This is a genomic window from Modestobacter sp. URMC 112 (genome assembly GCF_053502575.1).
In genome coordinates this window covers 3,688,264-3,712,632 of sequence record NZ_CP199957.1, presented here as the reverse complement: position 1 = coordinate 3,712,632, position 24,369 = coordinate 3,688,264, and the positions used below count along the sequence as shown (strand labels likewise).

Sequence of the window (24,369 nt, the reverse complement as noted above, 5' to 3'; positions counted from 1 at the left end):
CGCAGCGGCTGTCCTCCGATCATCAGCCCCCTGAGCTTAGGTCACGATCCGGCCCGCCCGCTGGCCGCACCGGGGACGCGGTGGCCAGCCGCGCGGCCCGGACGCCCAGGTGCAGGAGCAGCCGGTCCGCGCCGTCGGCCAGGTCCAGGCCGGTCAGCTCGGCGATCCGGCCGAGCCGGTAGTACAGCGTCTGCCGGTGGATGCACAGCGCCGCGGCGGCGCGCTGCGGGCTGCCGGCCCGGTCCAGCCACACGGCGGCGGTCTCGGTGAGCAGCGGGTCGGCCAGCAGCGGCGCGAGGACCGGGTCGGGTCCGGTCAGCTGGGCGACCTGCCGCCACGCGCCGAGCTCGGCCCAGGACGCGACCGGCGCGAGGTCCGGGGCCACGGCCGCGACCCGCGCGGCGGTCCTGGCCTCGTGCCACTGGGCGGTCAGCTCAGCGCAGCCGGTGCGGGCGGCGGACACCCCGGCGGTGCTCCCGGGCGGCAGGCCGGTCAGCGCGGCCGCGGTCAGCGCGCCGGCCGGCCGCGGGTCGCCGGCCCGCGGGAGGGGCAGCAGGACGGCGACCTCGCCGCCGTCGAGCACCGCCGGGACGGCGCCGGCCGCCGGCGGGACCCAGTCCGCGGGCAGCCCGTCGGCCGCGGGGTGCAGCGCGACGAGCACCACCGGCGTCCGCTCGCCGAGCGCGGCGGTCAGTGCCGGGGTGGCCCGCTGCGGGGCGATGCCGAGCAGCACCGAGCGCAGGGCCGCGGCCAGGTCCGCCGTCCCCGGGCCGTCCTCGGCGGCCAGCAGCCGACCGGCCTCCGCCGCCAGGGCGACCGCCGCGGCGAGCCCGGGCGCGGCCGGGTCGGCGGGGTCGGTCCGGCCCTCGTCGAGCAGCCACAGCCAGCCGTGCAGCCGCCCGGCCGACCGGACCGGGATGCACAGCCGGGTGAGGATCCCGGCCGCCGGGTCGGCGGGGGTGCGCAGCGGCGCGGTGGCGGTGGCGATGCCGAACTCCTCGAACCAGCGCCGGGTCGGCTCGGGCGACCCCCGGGTGAGGATCGACCGGGTGCGGACGGCGTCCAGCGTGGTGCCCGCCCCGTCGCCCTCGTCGTCGGGGTGCGCGCAGAAGGCGAGCAGGGTGAAGTCACGGTCCTCCAGCGTCGCCGGGGCGCCGAGCGCCGCCGCCACCGCGTCCACCACGTCCTGCAGGTCGTCGCGCATGCGGCCCCTTCCCTCGGTCAGACGATCGTACGAAGCTGGTGCGGCGAGTCCGGACATCTGTCGCTGGCGCACCGGGCCGCGCGGCTCCTAGCGTCTGTGTCACAGACCACCCGTCCCCGGAGGTGCCCGTGCTCACCCAGAAGGCCCTGCTGGCCGCGGCCCGCCGTCCCGGCCTGCGGAAGGTGGTGACCGGCACGCCGGTCACCCGGCGGGTGGTCGACCGGTTCGTCGCCGGCGAGACGCTGCCCGAGGCGCTCACCGCGGTGCGCGCGCTCACCGCGGAGGGCATCGCGGTGACCCTGGACCACCTCGGCGAGGACGTCACCGACCGCCGCGAGGCCGAGCGCACGCGGGACGCCTACCTGGCGCTGCTGGACGGGCTGGCCCCGCTGCGGCTGGGCCGGCGGGCCGAGGTGTCGGTGAAGCTGTCCGCCTTCGGCCAGGCGCTGCCGGCCGGCGGCGAGGACGTCGCGCTGGCGCTGGTGCGCCCGGTCGTGGAGGCCGCCACCGCGATGGGCACCACCGTGACCCTGGACATGGAGGACTCCCGGACGGTCGACTCGACCCTCGGGGTCCTCGCCGAGCTGCGCCGGGAGCACCCGGGCACCGGCGCCGTCCTGCAGGCCATGCTGCACCGCACCGAGGACGACGCCCGCGCGCTCGCCGTCCCCGGCTCCCGGGTGCGGCTGGTCAAGGGCGCCTACGACGAGCCGCCGTCCGTGGCCCACCAGGACAAGGCCGAGGTCGACGCCGCCTACGCGCGCTGCCTGGAGGTGCTGGTCCGCGGCGGCGGGTACCCGATGGCCGGCACCCACGACCCGGCGATGATCGCGCGGCTGCTCGAGCTGGTCGCCGAGACCGGGCGGACGCCGGACAGCTACGAGTTCCAGCTGCTGTACGGCATCCGCCCCGACGAGCAGCGTCGGCTGGCCGCCGCCGGGCACACCGTGCGGGCCTACGTCCCCTACGGCGCCGACTGGTACGGCTACTTCATGCGCCGGCTGGCCGAGCGCCCAGCCAACCTGCAGTTCTTCCTCCGCTCGCTCGCCACCAAGTCCTGAAAAAGGACCACCCTTCCCCGACGCCTCGCAGGCTCGCCGCGGGACCCTGAAGGGTGGCCGACACCGACCGATCGAAGGAGTCACCTCAATGATCGACGCCGTCACCCAGGTCCCCGCGCCGGGCAACGAGACCGTCAAGGACTACGCCCCCGGCTCCCCGGAGCGGGCCGCGCTGCAGGAACGGCTCGGTGAGCTGGCCGCCGCACCCGCCGAGCTGACCGCCACCGTCGGCGGCACCTCGCGCATGCCCCGCGGCGACCGGTTCGACGTGGTCGCCCCGCACCGGCACGCGCAGGTGCTCGGCACCTCCGCGCACTCGACGGCCGCCGACGCGCAGGAGGCCGCCCGCGCCGCGAAGCAGGCGGCCCCCGGCTGGTCGGAGCTGACCTTCGACGACCGGGCCGCGGTGTTCCTCAAGGCCGCCGACCTGCTCGCCGGACCATGGCGGCAGACGCTCAACGCCGCCACCATGCTCGGCCAGAGCAAGACCGCCTACCAGGCCGAGATCGACAGCGCCTGCGAGCTGATCGACTTCTGGCGCTGGAACGTGCACTTCGCCCGGCAGGTGCTGGCCGAGCAGCCGGTGTCCTCACCCGGCGTGTGGAACCGGGTCGACCATCGCCCGCTGGAGGGCTTCGTCTACGCGGTCACCCCGTTCAACTTCACCGCGATCGCGGGCAACCTGCCCACCGCCCCGGCGCTGATGGGCAACACCGTCGTCTGGAAGCCCGCGCCGACCCAGCAGTTCGCGGCGCACTTCCTCATGCGGCTGCTCGAGGCCGCCGGCCTGCCGCCCGGCGTGATCAACATGCTGCCCGGCGACGGCATCGCGGTGTCCGAGGTCCTGCTCGCCGACCCCGACCTGGCCGGCATCCACTTCACCGGGTCGACCGCGGTGTTCCAGCACCTGTGGCGCTCGGTCGGGGACAACATCTCCTCCTACCGCGGCTACCCCCGCATCGTCGGCGAGACCGGCGGCAAGGACTTCATCGTCGCCCACCCGTCGGCCGACCCCGACGTGCTACGGACGGCGATGATCCGCGGCGCCTTCGAGTACCAGGGCCAGAAGTGCTCGGCGGCGTCCCGGGCGTACGTGCCGCGCAGCGTGTGGGGCAAGGTGCGCGACGACCTGGTCGCCACCACCGAGGCGCTGCCGATGGGCGACGTCACCGACTTCTCCAACTTCATGGGCGCGGTCATCGACAGCCGGTCGTTCACCAAGCTGTCCAAGGTCCTGGAGGCGGCGCAGGACGACGACTCGCTGACCGTCATCGCCGGCGGCACCGCCGACGACAGCGAGGGCTTCTTCGTCCGGCCGACCGTCATCGAGGGCACCGACCCCGGCCACGAGGTGTTCACCACCGAGTACTTCGGCCCGGTGCTGGCCGTGCACGTCTACGACGACGGCGAGTACGACACCGTGCTGAAGCAGATGGAGTCGGCGGCCCCGTACGCGCTGACCGGATCGGTCATCGCCCAGGACCGGGTCGCGATCGCGCACGCGCAGCGCTTCCTGCGCCAGGCGGCGGGCAACTTCTACGTCAACGACAAGCCCACCGGCGCGGTCGTCGGGCAGCAGCCCTTCGGCGGCGGGCGGGCGTCGGGCACCAACGACAAGGCCGGTGCCGCGCAGAACCTGCTGCGCTGGACGTCGAGCCGGTCGATCAAGGAGACGTTCGTGCCCGCGACCGACCACCGCTACCCGCACATGGGCTGATCGCGACCCTCCGGGCCGCACCGCGGCCAGGTGCCGTGCCCGGCCGCCGTTGAGCCGTTGCCCGGGCATCCGTCGGGAGGCCTCCGGCCCCCGCGACGGACTCCCGGAGGCCGCTGCGCAGCCGGGTCGTGGTCGGGTCAGCCGTCCAGGCTCCCGCGGTCGGCCTCGAGGGCGGCGAGGAGGTCGGCGACGGCCTCCTCCGCGGGCCCGTCCCCGGTGGTCACCCGGCCGGGCTCGTCGGCACCCAGCGGCTCCAGGACGGCCAGCTGGCTGTCCAGCAGGGAGCTGGGCATGTAGTGGCCGGTCCGCTTTGCCAGCCGTTCCCGGAGCAGCTCCTCCGGCGGGTGCACGTGGGCGAACCACACCGAGGGGTGCCCCTCGCGCAGGACGTCGCGGTAGCTGCGCTTGAGCGCCGAGCAGGTCAGCAGGAACGACGTCCCGGCCCGCTCGTGCTCCCCGATCACCTCGGCGACCCGGCGCAGCCACGGCCGGCGGTCGTCGTCGTCCAGCGGGGTGCCGGCGGCCATCTTCGCGACGTTGGCCGCCGGGTGCAGCTCGTCGCCCTCCACGAACGGCCAGCCCAGCCGCGCGGCCAGGCCCTCGGCGACGGTCGTCTTGCCCGACCCGGAGACCCCCATGACGACGATCGTGGTCGTGGCCGGGATGCTGGGGGCTGGTTCCATGCGCCGACCGTAGGCAACGGCGGTCGCCGGCGGTGCGACGAGGGAGACGGGGCGCGGTGCAGGGGACGACGGGAGCGGTGACCGGCTCGCTGTGGGGGCTGCCGGTGGTGCGGTCGCTGTTCGCCATCGTCGTGCTCGGCATCGGCAGCTACGCCGTGCTGCTGTCGGCGCTGCCGGCGTACGCGGCGGCCCGGGGTGCGGGGCTCACCACCGCCGGCTCGGTCACCACGGTCTTCCTGGTGGTGACCGTGCTCGTGCAGGGCGCCGTCCCGGCGCTGGAGCGGCGCTTCGGGCTCGGTCCGGTGCTGGCCGGCGGCCTGGTCGCCCTCGGTGCCCCGGCGCCGCTCTACCTGGTGTCCGACGACGTGTGGTGGCTGGCGGCGGTCTCCGCCGTCCGCGGTACGGGCTTCGCCGTGGTGACGGTGCTCGGCTCCACCATCGCCGCGCAGGCCGTGCCGGTGGAGCGGCGGGGCGAGTCGATCGGCATCTTCGGCCTCGCGGCCGCGCTCGCGTCGCTGGCCGCGGTGCCGGGCGGGACGGCGCTGACGCTGGCCGGGTACTTCCCCTGGGTGGTGGCGCTGGCGACGGTCTGCGCGTTCGGGGTGGTGTTCGTGCCCCGGCTGGTCCGTGCGGTCCGGCCGGCGGCCGGGCACCGGGAGGACGGCGGCTCCCGGGCGGCGGTCTGGGCGGCGGCGGCCCCCTCGCTGGTGCTGCTGGCCGTCACCCTCGCCGGGGGCGGGCTGATGACCTTCCTGCCCATCGAGCGTCCCGACGGGTCACTGGCCGCGGGAGCGCTGCTGGCGTTCGGTCTCAGCAGTGCCGTCTGCCGCTGGCGGGTCGGGGTGCTGGTCGACCGGATGGGGGCACGCCTGCTGTTCCCGGCCGGCCTGGCGTGCGGCGCGGTGGGGATGGCCCTGGTGGCGCTCGGGCTGTCCACCGCGGGCGCCGGCGGGACGGCCGCCGTCCTGGCCGGCTCGCTGGGCATGGGCGTCGCCTACGGCGCGGTGCAGAACCTGACCCTGGTGATCGCCCTGGCCCGGGCGAGCGAGAGCCAGACGTCGACGGTCAGCGCGGTCTGGAACGCCTGCTACGACACCGGCACCGCGATCGGCGCCGTGCTGGTGGGCGCCGTCGCGGCCGAGGTCGGGCTGCCGGCGAGCTACGTGCTCGTGGCGGTGGCCATGGCGTTGGTCCTGCCGCTGACGGTCACCCTGCCCCGGGCACTCCGCGCGGCCTCCTGACCACGGCGGGGGTCATCCGGCGACGGCCAGGTCGAACAGCCGCCGCCGGGCGGCGGGGTCGGGCTCGGCCAGGCCGGCCACCAGCTGGACCTCCTCGGCGGCTGCCCGCAGCCAGGTGCGCAGGCCGTCGGCGTCGCCGCGGGCGGCGTTGCGGAGCTGGGCCAGCCGGACCTGCCGCGAGCTGGCCTGGGCGCGCATGGCCGTGGGCAGGGGACGGCCGATCCGGCGGGCGAGCACGGTGAGGCCGGCGCCCAGGAAGGCCAGCTCCCGGGTGTCGGTCAGGCTCTGCAGCAGCGCCTCGGCCTCGTCGTCGCGGCCGGCCTCGACCAGGTCCAGGTACCGCCGGGCGTGGCGGGCACCGACGTCGGCGGGGGTCTCGGGGGATTCGTGCACCCCTCCACTGTGCCCGGTGACCGGCGCTCCTGCCGTCAGCGGCCGGTCCACCGGGGCGGGCGCTTCTCCAGGCGCGCGGCGATGCCCTCCTGGCGGTCCTCGCTCAGGTAGGGGTTGGGTCCCACGTCCAGCCGGAGGGCGGCGGCCAGGGGCAGGTCCAGCCCCTTGACCGCGGTCTCCTTCATCCGCCGGACCGAGATCGGGGCGTTGGCGGCGATCTTCTCGGCCAGGGCGAGGGCAGCGGGCAGGACGTCGTCCGCCGGCACGACCCGGTTCACGAGTCCCCAGCGCTCGGCGTCCTCGCTGGTGATCGGCTCCCCGGTGAACAGCATCTCCAGGGCGATCCCCGTCGGCAGCCGGCGGGGGAGGACCACCGACCCGAAGTTGGCGCCCATGCCGATCCGGGCCTCGGGCAGGCCGAGCTGGATCCCGGGAGCGGCGATCCGCAGGTCGCAGGCGAGCGCGAGCTCGAAGCCGCCGGCGACGGCGTGCCCGGTGAGCGCGGCGACAACCGGCACGTAGGTCTCGGTGAGCACCTCGAACACGTTGCGGCCGGGGCGGTCCATCGGCGGGCGGAAGCGCTCACCCCGCTGGTCGGCCTCGCGGATCTCCTTGAGGTCGAAGCCAGCGCAGAAGGCCGGGCCGTTGCCGCTGAGCACGACGGCGCGCACGTCCCGGTCCTCGGAGCAGGCCAGCAGCTCCTCGACCAGGTCGGCCTGCAGGCCGGTGGACAGGGCGTTGCGGCGCTCGGGCCGGTCGAGGGTGAGCAGCCGGACGTGGCCGCGGGTCTCGGTGAGCAGGCCGGACCCGGATCGTTGCGCCGTCATGGCGTCGATCCTGCCGCAGGCGGCTCAGCGGCCGTGGTCTCGACCGCCGAGCCTCGGCCCGAGGGCTGCCGGCGTGCGCGGGCTCAGCCGACGTGGAACTCCCCGGTGCGGACCACCTGTTCGGCCACGTCGCGCAGCTTGGTGTTGGTGGTCATGGAGGAGCGCGCCAGCGCCTCGAACGCCTGCTCGGGGGAGAACTTCAGCCGCTCCATGAGGATGCCCTTGGCCTGCTCGATGGCCGCGCGCGAGGTCATCGCGGTCTCCAGGTGGTCGACCCGGGCCACGGCGCTCTCCAGCAGGTACCGGTTCATCACCGGGACGGCGGCCTGCTCCAGGAAACGGGCGGCCCGCCGCCGGGCCTGCTCGTCCCACTCCTGGGCCGAGCGGACGTAGAGGTTCACCCCGCCGGTCACCCTCGGCGCTCCGGTCGTCGGCGGGAACGGGGCGGACACCATGGCCCGGCAGCCGCGGCCCGCGGCCTGGACGGCGAACTCGGCCCAGCGGTCCTCGCTGGACAGTTCCGGGACCTGGACCAGCTCACCGGTGACGGCGGCCTGCAGGCACGGTCCGGCGCCGAGGCGGTACTGCACCTGGTCGAGGTCCAGAGCCAGGTCGTCGGTGGCGACCAGGGTGGTGGGTCGCCCCTTGGACACCACGGTCACCGAGGCGGCGACGTCCCCGGGCAGCAGGCGCACGGTCAGCCCGGCGACCCGGTGCAGCAGGGAGTCCAGGGAGTGGTCGGGGAACGGCAGGGCGCCGAGCTCGGCCAGCGCCAGGGGCACCGAGGCCCCGTCGAGGTGCTGGTCCTCAGGGGAGGTCACGCGTCGTACTCCGGGATCGGCCGGCACCGGACACCCAGGATCCGGCGCGAGTGGAGGCGATGAGTCCACGGTCGTCCGGGACTCGACCGACGGCGGGGCAGGACCCCCGCGGCGCGCCGGCTGTGTGGTGCGCGATCCACCCGAGCATACCGTCCGGCCCGTCCGGCGGACCGGAGCGCCGGAGGGCCGTCGGCCGCGCGCTCAGCGGTGCGGCCGGACCTCCTCCGGCAGGGAGCCGGTGCCGGTCATCTCGACGGCGATGTCCAGCAGCCGGCGGTTCATCTCCTGGGAGACGCGGGCCAGGACGCCGAAGGCCTGGTCCGCGGTGATCTTGTGCCGCTCCATCAGGATGCCCTTGGCCTGGCCGATGACGTCCCGGTGGCTCATCCCGGTCCGCAGCTGCTCCTCGTGCTCGGCACCGGCCAGCGCAACGGCGGCGTGACTGGCGAACAGCTGGCCGATCTCCTCGGCCTCCTCGTCGAAGGCGTGCGGCTCGCGGGAGTAGAGGTTCAGCGCTCCGAGCCGGTCCTGCTCGACGAAGAGCCGGAAGCAGAGCATGCTCCGCACGCCGAGCTCCGGGGCCTCCTTCGCGAACCGCGGCCAGCGCTCGTCGGCGGCCACGTCGTCGACCCGGACGACCGGCTGCTCCCAGACGGCGTCCAGGCACGGACCCTGACCGATGCGTCCCTGCAGGTCGTCGACGGCCCTCGGCAGCTCGCTGGTGGACGCCCGGGGCTGGACCTTCCGCCGGCCGATGACGTAGCTGATGCCGCACTCCTCGGCGTTGGGGACCGTCCGGACGGCGGAGGCGGTGATCGCCTTGAGCGTCTCCTCGACGTTGCCGTGTTCCTCCTGCAGTTGCCGAGCCACCCGGCCCATCGCGTCGCCGAGGCCCGACACGCCGTTGGTGCCTTCGTCCTCGTGGTCACCCATGGCACCAACGTAACGGCCGGGCCAAGCCGCGTGGGGCATGTCCGTCCGGGGAGGACGGGCGGCCCCGTCCGGGGATGACGGGGCCGCCCGGTCGCCCGCCGGTCCGGTCGCCGACCCGGCGGGCGGTCAGCGGCCCTGCAGCAGTTCTCGCATCTCGGCGATCTCGGCGGTCTGGTCGCTGACGACCTGCTCGGCCAGGGCGAGGGCGTCGGGGTCGGACCCCTCGGCCTGCTCGGTCTCGGCCATCTCGACCGCCCCCTCGTGGTGGGCCACCATCAGGGTGAGGAACTCGCGGTCGAACTCGGCCCCGGACAGGCCGCCGAGCCGCTGCACGTCCTCGTCGGACATGTTCCCGGGCATCCCGCCCATGTCGTTGCCGTCGTTGCCGTCGTTGCCGTCGTTGCCGTCGTTGCCGTCGTGGCCGTCGTGGCCGCCGTGGCCGCCGTCCGACGGCTCGGCCTGCCACTCCTCCAGCCACCCGGCCATGGTGTCGATCTCCGGCGCCTGGGCGACGGCGATCCGGTCGGCGAGGTCCCGGACCTCGTCGCTGCCGGCGCGGGTGGCGGCCATCTCCGCCATCTCGAGAGCCTGCTGGTGGTGGACGATCATGGACCGGGCGAAGGTGACGTCCGCGTCGTCACGGGCGGCGGACGACGCGGCGGACGACGTGGACGGCGAGTTGCTGCCCGCGCCGGCCGACGGGGCGGTGGTGCTGTCGGCGCTGCCGCAGGCGGTCAGGACGAGGGTGGTGGCGAGGCCGGTCAGGGCCGCGGTGAGACGGTGCGTGGACATCGGGATCTCCTCTGGGCGGGTGCGGACGGGGTCGATCGCGGGTGCCCCCGGGCGTGCCGGGAGGCGGGGCGGTCGGCCTAGGTCCGCAGGACGCAGAGGACGCAGAGGACGCTGAGGTCGGACGGTCGGAGCGCCGGCAGCGGCGGGACGCGGGTGCGCAGGGCGGACCGGTGCAGGGCCGGCCGGGCGAGTGGGAGCGCGCGGACCACGCCGGGCAGGAGGAGGGCGAGCAGCGCCGCACCGGCCAGGACGGCCACGCAGGTCTGGGCCGTGTCCGTCGGGTGGCCGTCGGCCGGTCCGTGGTGGGACGACGGGGCGGCGTGCCCGAGCACCGCGACCTGTGCGTCAGCTGCCGGGGCCGCGTGACGTGCCGGAGCGGGGTGTCCGGCCGGGCTCACCGGTCCGGCGAGGACCTCCCCGTGCGCGCCGGGAGCTGCGACGGAGTGGTCGGCGCCGAGGCCGTGCATGCCGAACAGGCCGACCAGCAGGGCCAGCACGACGAGCACGCGGACCGGCGTCCCGGCGCGGGAGGCCGACGTGGACGGGTGCCCGGGCCCCTCCCTGGTTGTCACGTCGTCCGACGGTACCCCCATGGGGTACTGGGCGGTGGCCGGGCCCGGGACGACGAAGCGGCCCCGCCCGGGAGGGAGGGACCGCTGGTCGGTTCTGGTGCGCCATCAGGGACTCGAACCCCGAACCCGCTGATTAAGAGTCAGCTGCTCTGCCAATTGAGCTAATGGCGCGTGTCGCGGGCGACGGTGGTCGACTCTACACGGCACCCGCCGCCCGGCCGGCGCAGGCCGGGGTGGCCTTCGTCATGCCGCGCGGCGCCTCGTACCGGCCGGTTCGTCGGTGCCGGCGTGCACACTGGTCGGCGGGTGCACGGGGCCACGTCGGGTGGGTCGCGTGCCAGGACGAGGGGTGGGCTCCGGTGGTGTCGCAGTGGACGCAGGCGCGGCGGGTCGCCGCCGTGCTCGTCGCGGGCCTGCTGGTCCTGCTCGCCGGGTGCAGCGGGTCCTCCGAGTCCGGGCGGTCGGCCGAGCAGGATGACGCCCCCGCGGGCACGACCGCCCCGGCGGCTCCGGTCGAGCTGTCGCTCGCCCCGGCCGACGGCAGCACCGACCTGTCGCCGGTGACCCCGGTCGAGCTCACCGTCCAGGACGGCGAGCTGTCCGAGGTGACCGTGGCCGACCAGGCGGGGGCCGAGGTGCCCGGCAGCGTCGCCGCCTCACCCGAGGACCCCGACGTCCAGCTGTGGACGCCGGACGCCCCGCTCGGGTACGGGGCCAGCTACACCGTCACCGCGACGGCGGTGGGCGGCGACGACGAGGAGGTCACCGGGACGAGCACCTTCGGCACCGTCACACCCGCCAGGCAGTCCACCCCCTCGGTGGGCCCGCTGGACGGGACGACGGTGGGCGTGGGCATGCCGATCCGGGTGTTCTTCGACGACCCGGTCGCCGACAAGGCCGCCGTGGAGCGGCGGCTGACGGTGACCAGCTCCACGCCCACCGACGGCGTGTGGAACTGGATCAGCGACAGCGAGGTGCACTTCCGGCCCTCCCAGTACTGGCCCGCGCAGACCGACGTCACGCTCGAGGCCGACCTGTACGGCGTCGACCTCGGCGGGGGCACCTGGGGGGAGAAGGACCGGACGGTCTCCTTCCGCGTGGGCGACCGGCACGTCTCCGTCGCCGACGCGGGGGCCCACACGCTGACCGTCCGGGACGGCGACCAGGTCGTGCAGACCTTCCCGATGAGCGCGGGGAGCTCGGAGAACCCGACCCGGAACGGCCCGCACGTCGTCCTGGAGTCCCACCGCGACATCACCATGGACTCCAGCACCTTCGGCCTGGCCGTGGACGCTCCCGGCGGGTACCGCACCGACGTCGAGTACGCGGTGCGGATCTCCAACAACGGGGAGTTCGTGCACGCGGCCCCGTGGTCGGTGGGGGCCCAGGGCAACGACAACGTCTCGCACGGCTGCATCAACCTCTCCACCGACCGGGCGGCGTGGTTCTTCGGGTTCGCCCAGCCAGGGGACGTGGTCGAGGTGGTGAACTCGATCGGCCCGACGCTGTCGTCGGTGGACGGGGACATCTACGACTGGGCCGTCCCGTGGGACGAGTGGACGGCGGGCAGCGCGCTGTCCTGACCTCGCCGGGGTGAGGCCGGACACCGGGGGCGTGGCGCTCTTCCCGGCCCGGTGTGCGAGTAGGTTGGACGTGCGCCCTCGCGGGCGTCGACCCTCACGTCAGGACGCGGCGTGCACGGTCGGGGGTCCCGTCACCGCGGGACCTCCTCGACCATGCAGACGCCGGGGCATTGCCTGCTCGGTCACGCAGACCGGAGTACGAGATGTCCGCCCCCGATGCGCCCGTCCCCATGGACGTCCCCGGTGCGTTCGAGCAACTGGGCCGCATCGCGCTGGCCGAGCACACGATGGAGTCGGTGCTCCAACTGGTCTGCCAGCTGGCCACCGAGGTGCTGCCGGGCGCCAGCTCGGCCTCGGTCAGCGTGCTCTCCGGCGACCGCCCGGAGACGCCGGTCTTCGCCGGCCGGCTGGCTCTGGACCTCGACGAGCGGCAGTACCAGCAGGGCGACGGGCCCTGTCTCGACGCGGCGAGGACCGGTCGGCTGGTGGAGGTCTCCGACACCCGCACCGACGGCCGCTGGCCCGGTTACCTGTCCGTCGCGGTGGACAAGGGGTGCCTCAGCTCCCTGTCGGTGCCGCTGCCGATGGACGAGGACCTGCGCGGCGCGCTCAACGTGTACGCGCGGCGGGCCGGGGCGTTCGACGGCGACGCCCGGGACCGGAGCCAGCGGTTCGCGGGGTACGCCGCCGTCGCGGTGGCGAACATGCACGCCTACCAGGACGCGGTCCGGCACGGTGAGCACCTGCAGACCGCGCTGCAGTCACGGGCGGTCATCGACCAGGCCAAGGGCATCCTGATGGAGCGCTACAAGCTCTCGGCCGACCAGGCGTTCCAGACGATGGCCACGCTCTCGATGGAGACCAACGTCAAGGTGCGCGAGATCGCCGAGCGCGTGGTCCGCACCGGGGAGGTCGACGCCCGGCCCTCGGTGCCCTGACGCCCGCCCGGTCAGGGCACCGCTAGAACCGGTCCCCGGTGCGCCAGGACATCTCCTGCAGCGTCAGTGTGTTGCCGTCCGGGTCGCTGAGCGAGGCGTACCGGACCCCGCCGCCGACGTCCTCCAGCGGTCCGACCTCGACGCCGCGGCCCACCAGCTCCGCGCGCGCCCGCTCGATGTCGGGCACCACCAGGTGCAGGGCCCGGATCATGCCCGGCGTCGCGTCGTACGCCGGCAGGCCGGTGCCGATCCCGATGGAGCACGCCGAGCCCGGCGGGGTCAGCTGGACCACCCGGACCCCGGGCGCGGGCCGGACGTCGACGTCGGCGACGAAGCCGAGCTGCTCGGTGTAGAAGGCCTTCGCCCGGTCGACGTCGGCCACCGGGACGGGCACCAGCTCGAGCTTCATGTCCACGCGCTCATCCTGCCGCGCGCGGGCGCTGTGCCGCACGTCCGTGCGGGAGACGACGGAGGCCCTGGCCGGCGGACCGGCCAGGGCCTCGAGCGGGGTGAGTGACGGGACTTGAACCCGCGACATCCAGGATCACAACCTGGCGCTCTACCAGCTGAGCTACACCCACCGTGAGCGCCGGGCGGCTGGCGAGAGCCGCCCGGCGACGGCACAACGATACCGGAGGGCCCGGACGTGCCGGGGAGGCCGGGGTCGGGGGCCGGGGTCGGGGGCCGGTCAGTGCCCCGCCGAGGCCGCGGCCGGTCCGGGTGCGGCGGGCGGGTCGGCGTCGGCGGCACCGGCGGCCAGCAGGGGGGCGAAGGCGGTCACCACGTCGCCGGACGCCGCCTGGGCCTGGTCGCTGCTGGGTCCAGGCTCGGGCACGAACAGTGTCTGCCGGTAGTACGCGAGCTCGCGGATCGACTCCAGGATGTCGGCCAGCGCCCGGTGCGCCAGGCCCTTGGACGGCTGGGCGAAGTACACCCGCGGGAACCAGCGGCGGGCCAGCTCCTTGATCGACGAGACGTCGATCATGCGGTAGTGCAGGTGGTCGTCGAGGACCGGCATGTCCCGCGCCAGGAAGCCGCGGTCGGTGCCGATGGAGTTGCCGCACAGCGGGGCCGTGCGCCGCTCGGGCACGAACCGCTTCACGTAGTCCAGGACGAGGTCCTCGGCCTGCGCCAGGGTGACGGTGGACGCGCGCACCGCCTCGGTGAGGCCGGAGGTGGCGTGCATCTCGGTGACGACGTCGCCCATCGCGGCGAGGTCCTCGTCGTCGGCGTGGATGATGACGTCCAGCCCCGGGTCGAGGACGTTGAGCTGTGAGTCGGTGACCACCACGGCCACCTCGATCAGCTTGTCGCGCGTGATGTCCAGCCCGGTCATCTCGCAGTCGATCCAGACCAGGTTGTTCGCTGCGCTGTCGGCCACGGTCTGCGACCCTACGCACCGTCCGGCCCGGCCGTGGGGCGACACCCGGCCGGCCGGCGGCTCGCCGCGTCGTGAGCCGGGGCGCGCGCCCCGATGACGTAACGTCGGGGCGACCGCCACCGGCCGTGCCACGCTCTCCGGAGCCGGGCTCCGGTGGCCGCCCCTGTCGACGTCGCCAGCCCGTGCCCCCGCCGCGAACCCGTCCCCTGGAGTCCCCGTGCTGATCCTCACGCCGACGCCGCTGGAGACGGACGCCGAACGCGCGTTCTTCGCCGAGCTGGCCGGCTGGGACACCGGCGGGGCGGTCCGCGGGGCGGTGGTCGCCTCGCTCCCGGTCGTCGACGGGCCCGTGCAGCGCCGGCAGGCCGACGCCGTCCTCTTCGTGCCCGAGGGCATCGCCGTGGTCCGGGTGGTCGAGGTGGTGCGGCAGTCGGGCGTGGTCACCGCGCTGCCGGACGGCGCCTGGACGATCGGCCCGGGCGCCGGGCCCGGGGACGTGCTGCAGCTCGCCGGCGGCGGGTCCACCCCGCTCGAGGGGCTGATGCGGGCCGGGATGGACGCCGCCGTCCGGCTGCGCAAGGCCGGGCTGGAACCCGGCCGGATCGCCCGGCTGACCGTGCTCACCGGGGACGTCACCGGGCTCCTCCCCGCCGACGGCGACCTCGGGGACGGCGACCAGGTGGCCCTGCTGGAGCCCCGGTCGCTGCTGCTGGGGGTCGCCCGGGCCAGCCGGTACGCGGGCACGGACAACCCCCGGCTGTGGACGACGGCCGACGTGCGCTCGGGCATCGAGGCGCTCGGCGTCGCCGGCCGCACCCCGTCGGTCGAGGAGCTCAACGGCGAGGGGTTCCCGTACTCGCCGTACGTCCTGCGCCGCCGGGAGCTGCTCGTGCCGATGTCGCTGCCGTCGGCCCGGGGTGCGGCCATGTCGTGGTCCTCCGACGGGCCGGCCGGCCCGACCGCCACCCCGGCCACCGCGACCTCGACCTCGCCGGTGGCGCGCCGCGCCGGGGCCGACGGGCCGTTGGTGGACCCGGCGGCCGCCGGCCGGGTGGCCGCCGCCGCAGTGCAGGCGCAGGAGGCCGCCGGGTCCCCGGCGCCTGCGGCCGAGCGGCCCGACGGCGGACCCGGGCGGGCCCCGGTGGCCGGGGCGGGTCCGGCCACGGCATCTGCCACCTCCACCGTCACCGTGACCGCCCCGGCACCGGCGCCCCCCGCCGCCGGCGGCGGCTCCACCGCCTTCCTGCCCGCGGGGTCCCCGCCCGGCAACGCGACGGCCTCCCTGCCGGCCGCTCCGGCCCGGGACACCGTCACGCTGTCGGCCGGCCCCGGCGCTGCGGAGGCGCCGGCCGCGGTCGCCGGCCCGCGGACGGCGCCGGACGGGAGCGGCGGCCTGGGCGACCTGTTCGGCGACACCGGCAGCGGGCACCTCCCGCCCTCCGGCGACGCCGCCGGGCCCGTCGCCGCCCCTGGCCGCCGCCCACGGGCGCTGCTGGTCGCCGCGGCGCTGTTGGTCGTCGTCCTGGCCGGCATCGGCGGCTTCCTGCTGCTCCGGGACCCGGACCCGGGGAGCGGCAGCACCCCGACCGCGGCGGCGACCGGCAGCCCGGCCGCCCCGAGCCGGTCCGACGACCCGACCCCCGGCGACACCGAGGTGGTGGACGGCGTGACGTTCACGCTGCGGACCGGCCAGGTGGACGGGACCTGCCGCGGCCACGCCTACGGCAGCGTGGCGGGCTACTTCGACCGTGCCGACTGCGTGGGGCTGTCCCGCGCGCTGTGGTCGGCCCAGGTCGAGGGCGGCTGGACGGTGGTCTCGCTGGCCCGCGTGGTGATGCCGGACGAGGCGAGCGCCCGGGCGCTGCAGCAGCTGGCCGACACCGACGGCAGCGGCAACGTCAGCGACCTGCTGCGCGAGGGGGTGCGGGTCGACGGCGCCCCCGAGCGGCTCTCCGGCGCCCAGTACGACAGCGCGCTGGACGGGGTCACGGTCACCATCGTCGAGACGGCGTGGGCCGACGGCGCCGCACGGGGCAACGCCGCCGTCCTGGACGGGCTGGCCGGCACCGCGCTGGCGCTGCCGTCGGCGACGGTGCCCACCCGCCCCGTTGACTGACCTGCCCTGGCCCGCCGGCTCCCCGCCGACCGGCGGCCGGGCCCACCTCCGGGCCGACTGCTCGCGGTGCGTGGGGCTGTGCTGCGTCGCGCCGGCCTTCGCGGCCTCGGCGGACTTCGCCGTCGACAAGCCGGCCGGGCAGCCGTGCCGCCACCTGCAGGGCGACGACCGGTGCGGCATCCACGCCGACCTGCGCGACCGCGGGTTCCCCGGCTGCACCGTCTTCGACTGCTTCGGCGCGGGCCAGCAGGTCACCCAGGGCACCTTCGGCGGTGCCCGCAGCTGGCGCGACGACCCCGCGACGGCCGAGGCGATGTCCGCCGCGTTCGGCGTGATGCGCCAGCTGCACGAGCTGTTGTGGCACCTCACCGCGGCGTCCGCCGCCGACCTGCCGGCCGAGCTGGCCGGCGGGCTGCGGGAGGCCATGGCAGGCACCCGCCGGATGGCGGACGGCGCCCCCGGTGAGCTGGCTGCCCTCGACGTCCCCACGCACCGGCAGGTCGTCGGCGGTCTGCTGCAGCGGGTCAGCGAGCACCTGCGCGCCGGCCTGCCCCAGGCCCGGGTCGACCACCGGGGGGCCGACCTGGTCGGTGCGGCGCTCCGCGGCGCGGACCTGCGTGGCGCGAGCCTGCGCGGCGCCTACCTGATCGGCGCGGACCTCCGGGGAGCCGACCTGCACCGGACCGACCTCCTCGGGGCCGACCTCCGGGCGGCGGACGTGCGCGGCGCCGACCTCGGCGGGAGCCTCTTCCTCACCCAGCCGCAGCTGGAGGCGGCGGGGGGCGACGGCACGACCGTCGTCCCGGCGGAGCTCGCCCGGCCCGCGCACTGGCCGGCCGGGGCGCCGGCTCCGTCCCGCCCGGCCCGCCGGCGGCGCCAGGACCGCACCAGGAGGGGCCGGGCCACCGGATCGGACCAGGGCCCGTCCTGAGCCCCGGCGGTCAGGCGGTGTGGTGTCGCTGCCGCCCGGCGCCGGCCAGGACGTCCTCCGCCTGCGCCGCCATGGTCCGCACGACGTCGCCGGCGTCCTCGATCGCGTGCACCTGTCCGACCGCCTCGCCGACGATCATGTTGGCGGAGTCGAGGTCGCCGGCCTCGACGGCGCGCGTGAACTCCCCGCGGGCGGCGTCGAGGTCCTGGACCAGGTCGGTCTCGTGGCCGTGCCAGCGGGCCACGAAGTCGTTGGCCAGGACACGACCGGTGTAGACGGGAGGCCAGTCCTTGCCGCGGACGACGTCGTAGACGGAGGTGCGTCGGGTGGCGTCGCCGGAGGTGGTGAGGGCCCGCTCGTGGGCGGCCCGGGAGACGGCTGCCTGACGCGTCGCCCAGAAGCGGGTGCCGGCCAGGACCGCGTCCGCGCCGAGTGCCAGCGCCGCCGCGACACCGCGGCCGTCCGCGACGCCGCCGGCGGCCAGCAGCAGCACCTCGGGCCGCTGTCCGGCGATCAGGTCGGCGGCCTCGGGCACGAGCGTGAAGGTCGACCGGGTGCCCTTCCCGTGGCCGCCGGCCTCGCCACCCTGCACGCAGATCGCGTCCGCGCCGGCCCGCAGCGCCTCCTGCACGCCGGCCAGGTCGTGCACCTGGCAGATCAGCGGGACGCCGGCCCGGTGGATGCGCTCGACGTAGGGGCTCACGTCCCCGAAGGACAGGAAGACCGCCGCAGGCTGGTACGACAGCGCCAGGTCGACGATGCCGGCGTCGATGTTCCAGGTGATGAAGCCGCATCCGACCCTGGTGCCGGCGGCTGCCGTGAGTTCGCGCTCCAGCCAGTCCCGGTCGCCGTAGCCGCCGCCGATGAGCCCCAGGCCCCCGGCCCGGCTGACGGCGGTGGCCAGCTCGGCGGTGGAGACGACGTCCATCGGTGCGGAGACGATGGGGTGCTCGACCCCGAAGCGCTCGGTGAAACGGGTGTGCAGGGTCATCGCGTCTCCTCGGTCGGGGGCCCCGCGGCGGGCCGACCACGACGCTAGGCAGGGAGCGCGGCGACCGGAAATGCCGGTGCCCGCGGAACTATGCTCCCCGGGCATGGACGTGGAGGTGCGCCATCTGCGTGCCTTCGCCGCGGTCGCGACACACCGCTCCTTCACCGCCGCCGGCCGGGAGCTGCTGATCGGCCAGCCGGCCCTCACCCGCACCGTCCAGCAGTTGGAGACCGCACTGGGGGTCCGGCTGCTGGAACGGACGTCCCGATCGGTCCAGCTCACCGACGTGGGCGAGGAGTTCCTCGACCGCGCCCGGGCCGTCCTCGCCGACCTCGACCGGGCGGTCCTGGCTGCTCGCGGTCGGCAGGACCTCCGGCTCGGGTTCCAATGGGTGCTGCCCGACCCCTGGGCCACCGAGACGGTCTCCGCGTTCGAGCGGGCCACCGGGGCGACGGTCACCCTGCTGCGCCGCGACGACCTCGCCGCCGCCCTGCAGGCCGGCGACCTGGACTGTGCCATCACCCGGACCGGGCTCGCCGCGCCCGGGACGGTGCAGACGCCGTTGTTCGACGAGGACCGCGTCGCGGCGGTCAGCACCCGCTCCCCGCTGGCGGAGCGGGACGTCGTCGACTGGCTGGAGCTGACCGAGGAGCCGGTGGTGGTCAACACCGTCAACGGCACCACGCGACCGGACTCCTGGCCGGCAGGTCACCGCCCTGCCCGGGTGGTGACCTGCGGCAACTACGACGAGTGGCTGCAGCTGGTCGCCGCCGGCCGCGGCGTCGGTGCCGTGCCCCGCTCCGCCGCTCGCGCCGGCACCCACCCCGGCGTCGTGTTCGTGCCGCTGACCGGCGCTCCACCCGTCGCCGTCCGCCTCGCCCACCGGCCACGCACGAGCGGTGCGCTGGTGCGCCGGTTCGTCGACTTCGCTGCGAGCGCAGCCCGCGCGCAGCCCCTGGACCCGCCCTAGTCGACCGGGACGGCGGCGGCCACGGGGACGGCGTCGACGACCGGGGCGGCACGGGCCGCGCCCTCGGCCATCCCGGCGAGCAGCGCGGCCATCGCCGGGCGGGCCAGCCGACCGGCGCTGTGCGGCGTGGAGTTGATCAGCCCGAAGACCGCGTGCGCCCGCGCCCGGCAACTCGCCGTCGACGCGGCCGGGTCCAACCGGGACAGCACCGCGACCCACTCCTCGACGTAGCGCCGCTGCAGCTGCCGCACCCGCCGGGCGTCGGCGTCGCTCAGCGCCCCGAGGTCGCGGTCCTGGACGGTGATCAGCGCCGGGTTGTCCAGCGCGAAGTCGACCTGGAAGGCGATCAGGGCGCGCAGCTGGTCGGCCGGGTCGGTGCCGGCCGCGGCGACCTGGGCGGTGCCGCCGGCCAGCAGCCGCTCGCTGATCCGCACCAGCATCTCGGCCAGCATCGCGTCCTTGCTGGCGAAGTGCCGGTAGATCGCCGGGCCGGTGACCCCCACCGCGGCGCCCACGTCGTCGACCCCCACGGCGCGGGAGCCCCGCTCGGCGAACAGCTGCGCGGCCGCGCGGAGGATCTGCTCGCGGCGGGACGGGCGCTCCACGTCGGTGTGCAGCGCACTGTCCGGCGGGGTCGTCACGACCCGGAGGTTAACCGGTGTTCACATCGGCCGGAAGACGTGGTTGACTCCGCCGCGTGGATGCACCGGTGCTCCCCAGCGTCCCGCCCGCGGACCCCGCGACGGCGGCCAAGCACGCCGCCGCCCATGCCGAGTTGGTCGCCGACCTCGCCGAGCAGCTGCGGGTGGTCGCCGCCGGCGGTGGCGAGCGCGCCCGCGAGCGGCACGTGGCCCGCGGCAAGCTGCTGCCCCGCGAGCGGGTCGACGCCCTGCTCGACCCGGGCAGCCCCTTCCTGGAGCTGTCCCCGCTGGCCGCGCACGGCCTCTACGACGGGGACGCGCCGGCGGCCGGGATCATCACCGGGATCGGCCGGGTCGCCGGCCGGGAGGTCGTGGTCGTCGCCAACGACGCCACGGTCAAGGGCGGCACCTACTACCCGATGACGGTGAAGAAGCACCTGCGGGCGCAGGAGGTGGCGCTGCACAACCGGCTGCCCTGCGTCTACCTCGTCGACTCCGGCGGCGCCTACCTGCCGCTGCAGGACGAGGTCTTCCCCGACCGCGACCACTTCGGCCGGATCTTCTACAACCAGGCCAACCTGTCCAAGGCCGGCATCGCCCAGATCGCCGCCGTCCTCGGGTCGTGCACCGCCGGCGGCGCCTACGTGCCGGCGATGAGCGACGAGGCGGTGATCGTCCGCGAGCAGGGCACGATCTTCCTGGGCGGCCCGCCGCTGGTGAAGGCGGCCACGGGGGAGGAGGTCAGCGCCGAGGACCTCGGCGGCGGCGACCTGCACTCGCGGGTCAGCGGCGTCACCGACCACCTCGCCGACGACGACGCCCACGCGCTGCAGATCGTCCGGCAGATCGTCGGCACCCTGGGCCCGCGCACCCCGCGGCCGTGGGACGTCGACCCGGTCGAGGAGCCCCGCTACGACCCGGCCTCGGTGTACGAGGTGGTGCCGCCGGAGTCGCGCACCCCCTACGACGTCCGCGAGGTGATCGCCCGGCTCGTCGACGGCAGCCGGTTCGCCGAGTTCAAGGCGCTCTACGGCCCCACGCTGGTCACCGGCTTCGCCAAGCTGCACGGCCACCCGGTCGGGATCATCGCCAACAACGGCGTGCTGTTCGCCGAGTCCGCGCTCAAGGGCGCGCACTTCATCGAGCTCTGCGACCGCCGGGGCATCCCGCTGGTGTTCCTGCAGAACATCTCCGGGTTCATGGTCGGCCGGGACTACGAGGCCGGCGGCATCGCCAAGCACGGGGCCAAGATGGTCACCGCCGTCGCCTGCGCCCGGGTCCCCAAGCTGACCGTCGTCATCGGCGGGTCCTTCGGCGCCGGCAACTACTCGATGTGCGGCCGGGCCTACTCGCCCCGCTTCCTGTGGACCTGGCCCAACGCGCGCATCTCGGTGATGGGCGGCGAGCAGGCCGCCAGCGTGCTGGCGCAGGTGCGCCGGGACGGCCTGGAGGCCCGCGGCCAGGAGTGGCCGGCCGAGGAGGAGGAGGCGTTCAAGGCGCCGATCCGGGCCCAGTACGAGGACCAGGGCCACCCGTACCACGCCACCGCCCGGCTCTGGGACGACGGCGTCATCGATCCCGCGCAGACCCGCACCGTGCTCGGCCTGGCCCTGTCCGCCTGCGCCAACGCGCCCCTCGAGGAGGTCGGCTATGGCGTCTTCCGCATGTGACCCGACCCCGGACCCCCGCCGGAGCTCCCGCTCCGGCGGGGGTGCCGGGTCAGACGCCGGCGATGCGGGGGGCCGTCGGGTCCGCGCCCTCGGGCGTGGTCTCCCGCTGGACGTAGTCCTCGATCTGCTCGACGTCGTGGGCGGAGCGCCGGGCGACGGCCAGCAGGTCGCTCATCTTGCTGACCTCCTCGATCTGCTCCTTGATGAACCACTGCATGAACTGGTCGGAGGCGAAGTCGTTCTCCCGGCGGGCGGTCCCGATCAGCGCGTTGATCTGCTCGGTCACCCGCTTCTCCTGCTGGAGGGCCAGCACGACCGGGGCGACGACGTCCTCGAAGTCCGTGACCGGCGCGACGATGCCGGGGATCTGCACCCGCGCGTCGGCGTCCAGCAGGTAGCGGACCATCATCATCGCGTGGTTGCGCTCCTCGACCGCCTGGTCGAAGAACAGCTGCGCGGTCTGCTGCATCGTCTGCTCGTCGTAGTAGATCGCGATGGCGATGTACTGCTGGTGGGCGGCGAACTCGTGGCCGATCTGCAGGTTGAGCTGGTCGATGAAGGCCTCGGCGGCCATGGGGTCTCCTCGTACGTCGGTGCGGCGGGCAGCGGGACGGCGTCTGCGAGAACGGTAACCGGCGACACGCCCACCCCCTCGACGGGTCGGGAAGGTTTGGCTAACCTCACCGTGTGGGGAAGAAGCTGCCGAAGAAGAAGTGCTGCGAGGACAAGCCGCGCTGCGGCCGCTGCCCGCTGCGCGCGCTCGCCGAGGGCAAGCTCCCGCCCGGGTACACGGTCAAGAAGCGCCGGCTGGTCAAGCTGGACAAGGCCGACGCCGTCCTCGCGAAGAGCACCCGCAAGGCGGCCTGACCCCACCGCTCCCCTCCGCGTCGGCGGGGGGTGGTGACCGTGTTCGACACCGTCCTGGTGGCCAACCGCGGCGAGATCGCCGTCCGGGTGGTCCGCACGCTGCGCGCGATGGGCATCCGCTCGGTCGCCGTCTTCAGCGAGCCGGACGCCGGCGCGCTGCACACCCGGGTGGCCGACGTCGCCGTCGGCATCGGCCCGGCGTCCGCCGCGCAGAGCTACCTGTCGATCGAGCGGGTGCTGGACGCCGCCGTCCGCACCGGGGCGCAGGCCGTGCACCCCGGCTACGGCTTCCTGTCCGAGAACGTCGAGTTCGCCCGCGCCTGCGAGGCGGCCGGCATCGTCTTCATCGGCCCGCCGGTCGCGGCCATCGAGGCGATGGGCGACAAGATCCGGGCCAAGCGCACCGTGGCCGCCGCCGGCGTGCCGGTCGTGCCCGGGCGCACGGAGCCGGGCATGGACGACGCCGCGGTGGCCGCCGCCGCGGTCGAGGCCGGCTTCCCGGTGCTGCTCAAGCCCAGCGCCGGCGGAGGCGGCAAGGGCATGCGGGTGGTGCGGTCCGAGGCCGAGCTGGCCGACCAGATCGCCGGCGCCCGCCGCGAGGCGCGCAGTTCCTTCGGCGACGACACGCTGCTGGTGGAGCGCTACGTCGGCAACTCCCGGCACATCGAGGTGCAGGTCCTCGGCGACACGCACGGCACGGTCGTGCACCTGGGTGAGCGCGAGTGCAGCCTGCAGCGCCGGCACCAGAAGGTCATCGAGGAGGCGCCGTCCCCGTTGCTGGACGCCGCCGGCCGGGCCCGGATGGGCAGCGCCGCGGTGGAGGCGGCCCGGGCTGTCGGCTACACCGGCGCCGGGACGGTCGAGTTCATCGTGGACGCCGACCGGCCGTCGGACTTCTTCTTCCTGGAGATGAACACCCGGCTGCAGGTCGAGCACCCGGTCACCGAGTGCGTCACCGGCCTGGACCTGGTCGAGCTGCAGGTCCGGGTGGCCGCCGGCGAGCCGCTGCCGCTGCGCCAGGAGGACGTCGTCCTGACCGGGCACGCCATCGAGGCCCGGGTGTACGCCGAGGACCCGGCTCGTGGGTTCCTGCCGCAGGCCGGCACCGTGCTGGCGCTCACCGAGCCCGTCGGACCGGGGCTGCGGGTCGACTCCTCGCTGGCCGTGGGCAGCGTGGTGGGCAGCGACTACGACCCGATGCTGGCCAAGGTGGTGGCCGCCGGTCCGGACCGCGAGACCGCCCGGGCCCGGCTGGTCGCCGCCCTCGCCGGGACCGCGGTGCTCGGGGTCACCACCAACACCGGCTTCCTGCAGGCGTTGCTCGGCGACCCCGACGTCGTCGCCGGCCGGCTGGACACCGGGCTGATCGAGCGGCGCGGCGACGCGCTGACCGCCCTCGAGCCGCCACCGCCGGCGGTGTACGCCGCGGCCGCGCTGGCCGAGCTGCTGGAGTCCGAACCGACCGGCGACCGGGTCGACCGGTGGGACGTCCCCGACGGATGGAGGCTCGGGGAGCCCGCCTGGACGGTGCGCCGGCTGCAGGTCCCCGGCGGGGAGCCGGTCACGGTCCGGATCCGCGGCCGGGCGGCCGACGCCGTCGTCCGGGTCGAGGACGGCGACCCGCAGCCGGCCCGCGCCGAGCGGGACGGCGACGCGGTGGCGGTGACCATGGACGGCGTGCGGACCCGCTACGCCGTCGTGCACACCGCCGACCGGATCTGGCTCGCCGCCGGCGGCCGGGTGACGGCGTTCCGCGAGCAGGAGCGGCTGGCGAGCTCCGGCGGGGCCGCCGCCAGCGACGGGGCGGTGACCGCGCCGATGCCCGGCACGGTGACCGTGGTGCAGGCCTCCGTCGGCGACCAGGTCGAGGTGGGGACCCCCCTGCTGGTCGTCGAGGCGATGAAGATGGAGCACGTGCTGACCGCACCCCTCGCCGGGACGGTCACCGAGCTGGGTGTGACAGCCGGCCAACCGGTCCGGCTGGACGAGCGGGTGGCCGTGGTGACCCCACCAGCCCCCGAGCGAGGGGAGTGACCA

The 24,369-nt window shown here is 75.4% G+C and carries 24 protein-coding genes and 2 tRNA genes; 11 read left to right on the top strand and 15 right to left on the bottom strand.

Annotated elements, in window-relative coordinates; genetic code table 11:
- Positions 1–22: 22 nt before the first annotated feature.
- Positions 23–1,204 carry a PucR family transcriptional regulator gene (locus tag ACWIX6_RS17570; protein ID WP_448613719.1) on the bottom strand — a complete coding sequence of 394 codons (1,182 nt, stop codon included), beginning with the start codon at positions 1,202–1,204 and terminating at the stop codon, positions 23–25.
- Between the two features lie 128 nt (positions 1,205–1,332).
- Between ACWIX6_RS17570 and ACWIX6_RS17565 the strand changes: the two genes are divergently transcribed.
- A complete protein-coding gene (locus tag ACWIX6_RS17565; protein ID WP_448613718.1) occupies positions 1,333–2,265 on the top strand; it encodes a proline dehydrogenase family protein in 933 nt (310 codons plus the stop codon).
- Positions 2,266–2,353: 88 nt separating this feature from the next.
- The gene (pruA, locus tag ACWIX6_RS17560) at positions 2,354–3,982 is read left to right on the top strand and encodes an L-glutamate gamma-semialdehyde dehydrogenase (protein ID WP_448613717.1); all 1,629 of its coding nucleotides are present in this window, start codon (positions 2,354–2,356) and stop codon (positions 3,980–3,982) included.
- Positions 3,983–4,119: 137 nt separating this feature from the next.
- Here the strand turns inward: pruA and ACWIX6_RS17555 are convergent, their stop codons facing one another.
- A complete protein-coding gene (locus ACWIX6_RS17555) occupies positions 4,120–4,665 on the bottom strand; it encodes a gluconokinase (protein ID WP_448613716.1) in 546 nt (181 codons plus the stop codon).
- A 56-nt stretch (positions 4,666–4,721) separates the two neighbouring features.
- On the opposite strand from ACWIX6_RS17555, the gene ACWIX6_RS17550 reads away from it, so the two are divergent.
- Complete coding sequence (locus ACWIX6_RS17550; protein WP_448613715.1) at positions 4,722–5,906, top strand: MFS transporter; 1,185 nt, start codon at positions 4,722–4,724, stop codon at positions 5,904–5,906.
- Between the two features lie 12 nt (positions 5,907–5,918).
- On the opposite strand, the gene ACWIX6_RS17545 is transcribed toward ACWIX6_RS17550, so the two are convergent.
- The 7 genes from ACWIX6_RS17545 to ACWIX6_RS17515 all read right to left on the bottom strand — a co-directional run bounded on the left by ACWIX6_RS17545 (position 5,919) and on the right by ACWIX6_RS17515 (position 10,415).
- Positions 5,919–6,299 carry a hypothetical protein gene (locus tag ACWIX6_RS17545; protein WP_448613714.1) on the bottom strand — a complete coding sequence of 127 codons (381 nt, stop codon included), beginning with the start codon at positions 6,297–6,299 and terminating at the stop codon, positions 5,919–5,921.
- Between the two features lie 35 nt (positions 6,300–6,334).
- Positions 6,335–7,126 (bottom strand): enoyl-CoA hydratase/isomerase family protein, encoded by a 792-nt coding sequence (locus ACWIX6_RS17540; protein WP_448613713.1) that lies wholly within the window; start codon positions 7,124–7,126, stop codon positions 6,335–6,337.
- 83 nt (positions 7,127–7,209) lie between these two features.
- Positions 7,210–7,947: a GAF and ANTAR domain-containing protein gene (locus ACWIX6_RS17535; RefSeq protein ID WP_448613712.1), complete on the bottom strand. Its 738-nt coding sequence runs from the start codon at positions 7,945–7,947 to the stop codon at positions 7,210–7,212.
- 201 nt (positions 7,948–8,148) lie between these two features.
- Positions 8,149–8,880 carry a GAF and ANTAR domain-containing protein gene (locus ACWIX6_RS17530; protein ID WP_448613711.1) on the bottom strand — a complete coding sequence of 244 codons (732 nt, stop codon included), beginning with the start codon at positions 8,878–8,880 and terminating at the stop codon, positions 8,149–8,151.
- 126 nt (positions 8,881–9,006) lie between these two features.
- On the bottom strand, positions 9,007–9,672 hold the full coding sequence (locus tag ACWIX6_RS17525) for a DUF305 domain-containing protein (RefSeq protein WP_448613710.1): 666 nt from the start codon (positions 9,670–9,672) through the stop codon (positions 9,007–9,009).
- 77 nt (positions 9,673–9,749) lie between these two features.
- Positions 9,750–10,244: a hypothetical protein gene (locus ACWIX6_RS17520; protein WP_448613709.1), complete on the bottom strand. Its 495-nt coding sequence runs from the start codon at positions 10,242–10,244 to the stop codon at positions 9,750–9,752.
- 95 nt (positions 10,245–10,339) lie between these two features.
- Positions 10,340–10,415, bottom strand: a tRNA-Lys gene (locus ACWIX6_RS17515).
- A 191-nt stretch (positions 10,416–10,606) separates the two neighbouring features.
- Here ACWIX6_RS17515 and ACWIX6_RS17510 point away from each other — a divergent pair.
- Positions 10,607–11,827 (top strand): L,D-transpeptidase, encoded by a 1,221-nt coding sequence (locus tag ACWIX6_RS17510; protein ID WP_448613708.1) that lies wholly within the window; start codon positions 10,607–10,609, stop codon positions 11,825–11,827.
- Positions 11,828–12,030: 203 nt separating this feature from the next.
- Positions 12,031–12,765 (top strand): ANTAR domain-containing protein, encoded by a 735-nt coding sequence (locus ACWIX6_RS17505; RefSeq protein ID WP_448613707.1) that lies wholly within the window; start codon positions 12,031–12,033, stop codon positions 12,763–12,765.
- 22 nt (positions 12,766–12,787) lie between these two features.
- On the opposite strand, the gene ACWIX6_RS17500 is transcribed toward ACWIX6_RS17505, so the two are convergent.
- From ACWIX6_RS17500 to orn, 3 genes are all read right to left on the bottom strand, one after another.
- Entirely contained in the window at positions 12,788–13,174 is a 387-nt protein-coding gene (locus ACWIX6_RS17500) for a VOC family protein (RefSeq protein ID WP_448617008.1), read from the bottom strand.
- Between the two features lie 99 nt (positions 13,175–13,273).
- A tRNA-His gene (locus tag ACWIX6_RS17495) sits at positions 13,274–13,346 on the bottom strand.
- Between the two features lie 107 nt (positions 13,347–13,453).
- Positions 13,454–14,146 carry an oligoribonuclease gene (gene orn, locus ACWIX6_RS17490; RefSeq protein WP_448613706.1) on the bottom strand — a complete coding sequence of 231 codons (693 nt, stop codon included), beginning with the start codon at positions 14,144–14,146 and terminating at the stop codon, positions 13,454–13,456.
- Positions 14,147–14,363: 217 nt separating this feature from the next.
- Between orn and ACWIX6_RS17485 the strand changes: the two genes are divergently transcribed.
- Positions 14,364–16,262, top strand: coding sequence for a hypothetical protein (locus tag ACWIX6_RS17485; RefSeq protein WP_448613705.1), 1,899 nt, complete (start codon positions 14,364–14,366; stop codon positions 16,260–16,262).
- Positions 16,255–17,193, top strand: coding sequence for a pentapeptide repeat-containing protein (locus ACWIX6_RS17480; protein WP_448613704.1), 939 nt, complete (start codon positions 16,255–16,257; stop codon positions 17,191–17,193). Before ACWIX6_RS17485 ends, ACWIX6_RS17480 begins: the two co-directional genes overlap by 8 nt.
- Before the next feature lie 10 nt (positions 17,194–17,203).
- Here the strand turns inward: ACWIX6_RS17480 and ACWIX6_RS17475 are convergent, their stop codons facing one another.
- Complete coding sequence (locus ACWIX6_RS17475; RefSeq protein ID WP_448613703.1) at positions 17,204–18,184, bottom strand: NAD(P)H-dependent flavin oxidoreductase; 981 nt, start codon at positions 18,182–18,184, stop codon at positions 17,204–17,206.
- A gap of 103 nt (positions 18,185–18,287) precedes the next feature.
- Here ACWIX6_RS17475 and ACWIX6_RS17470 point away from each other — a divergent pair, with 103 nt between their 5' ends.
- Positions 18,288–19,154 carry a LysR family transcriptional regulator gene (locus ACWIX6_RS17470; RefSeq protein WP_448613702.1) on the top strand — a complete coding sequence of 289 codons (867 nt, stop codon included), beginning with the start codon at positions 18,288–18,290 and terminating at the stop codon, positions 19,152–19,154.
- Here ACWIX6_RS17470 and ACWIX6_RS17465 read toward each other — a convergent pair.
- Positions 19,151–19,795, bottom strand: a complete 645-nt coding sequence (locus ACWIX6_RS17465) for an SACE_7040 family transcriptional regulator (RefSeq protein ID WP_448613701.1) — start codon at positions 19,793–19,795, stop codon at positions 19,151–19,153. The two genes, ACWIX6_RS17470 and ACWIX6_RS17465, sit on opposite strands and share 4 nt — an antisense overlap.
- Positions 19,796–19,851: 56 nt before the next feature.
- Between ACWIX6_RS17465 and ACWIX6_RS17460 the strand changes: the two genes are divergently transcribed.
- The gene (locus ACWIX6_RS17460; RefSeq protein ID WP_448613700.1) at positions 19,852–21,465 is read left to right on the top strand and encodes a carboxyl transferase domain-containing protein; all 1,614 of its coding nucleotides are present in this window, start codon (positions 19,852–19,854) and stop codon (positions 21,463–21,465) included.
- 49 nt (positions 21,466–21,514) lie between these two features.
- On the opposite strand, the gene ACWIX6_RS17455 is transcribed toward ACWIX6_RS17460, so the two are convergent.
- Positions 21,515–22,039 (bottom strand): ferritin, encoded by a 525-nt coding sequence (locus ACWIX6_RS17455; RefSeq protein WP_448613699.1) that lies wholly within the window; start codon positions 22,037–22,039, stop codon positions 21,515–21,517.
- Positions 22,040–22,152: 113 nt separating this feature from the next.
- On the opposite strand from ACWIX6_RS17455, the gene ACWIX6_RS17450 reads away from it, so the two are divergent.
- Together ACWIX6_RS17450 and ACWIX6_RS17445 are read left to right on the top strand one after the other, a co-directional pair.
- Positions 22,153–22,332, top strand: a complete 180-nt coding sequence (locus ACWIX6_RS17450; protein ID WP_448613698.1) for a hypothetical protein — start codon at positions 22,153–22,155, stop codon at positions 22,330–22,332.
- A gap of 39 nt (positions 22,333–22,371) precedes the next feature.
- The gene (locus ACWIX6_RS17445; RefSeq protein WP_448613697.1) at positions 22,372–24,366 is read left to right on the top strand and encodes an ATP-binding protein; all 1,995 of its coding nucleotides are present in this window, start codon (positions 22,372–22,374) and stop codon (positions 24,364–24,366) included.
- The last annotated feature ends 3 nt before the right edge of the window (positions 24,367–24,369 follow it).